Annotated in this window: 2 protein-coding genes; one reads left to right on the top strand and one right to left on the bottom strand. The window is 52.5% G+C overall.

The window, feature by feature from the left end:
• The coding region (locus NP589_RS21450; RefSeq protein ID WP_256608793.1) for a carbohydrate kinase family protein at window positions 1-226 on the top strand (226 nt) is incomplete at its 5' end.
• Window positions 227-683: 457 nt separating this feature from the next.
• Here NP589_RS21450 and NP589_RS21445 read toward each other — a convergent pair.
• Window positions 684-1,880, bottom strand: a complete 1,197-nt coding sequence (locus NP589_RS21445; protein ID WP_256608792.1) for an IS256 family transposase — start codon at window positions 1,878-1,880, stop codon at window positions 684-686.
• Between the last annotated feature and the right edge of the window lie 120 nt (window positions 1,881-2,000).

Genomic DNA, 2,000 nt, shown 5'->3' with positions numbered 1-2,000 from the left:
CCTCGGCGCGCCGCCCGTCGTCGCGATAGACACCACCGGTGCCGGCGACGCCTTTCACGGCGCCTTCGCCGCCGGCCTTGCCTTGAATTTAAGCTGGATAGAATTATTGCGCTACGCCAGCGTGGCTGGGGCGTTTTGCTGCTCGCGGATGGGCGCGAGACCGGGTTTACCTAGCTTGAGTGAGCATCAAAACTTGTTGGCTAGCTGGCCGACAAACCATGACTAAGAATAAACTGGAAGCTTCTCGTATATTCGGCTTGCCAACCAAATGATCGAGGTATGCAAATATTGAATACGCGATTGGCTCGGCAATGAATACTTATAGAATTGTGCAAGTTTAGAATTTAGTGCGCGGGGGGCAATTTGACGTAATCGACCCTATGTTGTCATTCGACCTTGATGTTTGAACGGCAATTATCTTGCGCAAAGCTGACTATCTGCAGACTATCTATTTAGTGACATTAGCCCATACAATATAAAGATTAATTTTTATTGAACGCAAAGATAACATACTAAACTATCAGAGATTTTCAGAAAAAAAATGACATAAAATAATCTGACTTTTATTGCAATACATATTCGTTATCAATAAGTTGGTTGCCTAAGGACTGTCGAAAATGAGGTAGCGTCCGTCAAGATGGTGTAAAAAAAATCGGAAAAATGCATTCAGGTTACCCTCGCTATTAAATCGTCAAGGCGGGTGTCGTTAGCTCATTCGAGGTCGACACATTGACCATGCTTTCCAGGGTCATATAGCGTTTGCCTTGAATCCAGTCATCGTGCGTTTCCATGAGGACGGCGCCCACCAAACGGAAAATACTGGCCTCATTGGGGAAGATGCCGACGACATCCGTCCTGCGTTTGACCTCCTTGTTCAAGCGTTCCAGCGGATTGGTGGAGTGCAGTTTGCTACGATGCGCCGCTGGGAAGTCCAGGCAGGCGAGCACGTCATCTTCCGCGTCGTCCATGAGGGCCGCGGCCTTGGGATATTTGTCTCGCAACTGGTCGGCCACCCGGCGCCATTGTGCGCTTGCGCTGGCTTTGTCGGGTTGGGTAAAGATTTGCCGTAGCAAGGCCGCTACCATGCCCGCACAATCCTTGGGCACGCAGACCTGTAGGTTGCGAGTAAAGTGCACGCGGCAACGCTGCCAAGCGGCGGTCAACACTTGACCGATCGCCGTTTTCAAGCCGATATGGCTATCCGAGATCACCAACTGCACGCCGGACAAACCGCGCGCCACCAAGGTTCTTAGAAACTCGACCCAAAATTCCTTGGCTTCCGAGGCGCCGATGCCCAAGCCCAGGATTTCCCGCTTGCCCTCCGGGTTGACGCTCGTGGCGATTATCGCCGCAATCGAGACCACTCGCCCCCCTTGACGCACCTTGAGATAGGTCGCATCCAGCCAGAGATAAGGCCAATCGCCTGCCAGCGGACGATGCAGAAAGTCGTTGACCCGTTCGTCCAGCGCCTGACACAGCTCGGAAACCTGGCTTTTGGAAATGCCTTCGCAGCCCATCGCCTTGACCAGATCATCCATCTTCCGCGTCGAAACCCCGCTGACCCAGGCCTGCTGAATCACCGCCACCAACGCCCGTTCCGACAGCCGCCTGGGTTCCAGAAACGACGGAAAATAGCTGCCGTTGCGCAATTTCGGGATCGCCAGTTCCAAGCTACCCAAACGCGTCTCCAGTGTCCGGTCTCGATAGCCATTGCGATAGGTCTGGCGTTCCTCGCATCGCTCATGGCGGCCGGCGCCTATGCGCTCGGCCACCTCAAATTCCATCAATTTCGCCAACGTGGTTTCGGCTAATTGACGCAATAAATCCTGATCGCCGCATTGGCGTATCACGTCCATCAAGTTCATACTATTCATTGTCATCGGGGCGAACTCCTGTGGTTAGGTCTTCAGAAAACATAACCTTAATGGATTCCTCCGATGACTTCTTCAGCCTTTCACTTTTAAACCACTCGGGTGGACTCTACCGAAAATATGACTGTT

This window comes from Methylomonas rosea (assembly GCF_024505055.1).
GTDB lineage: Bacteria > Pseudomonadota > Gammaproteobacteria > Methylococcales > Methylomonadaceae > Methylomonas > Methylomonas rosea.
Note: the sequence above shows the minus strand (reverse complement) of the source record. Positions and strands in the feature narration are given on the sequence as shown.

Coding starts and splice junctions, on each gene's coding strand:
- NP589_RS21445 (WP_256608792.1), bottom strand. CDS start 1,880: ATGACAATGAATAGTATGAACTTGATGGACGTGATACGCCAATGCGGC.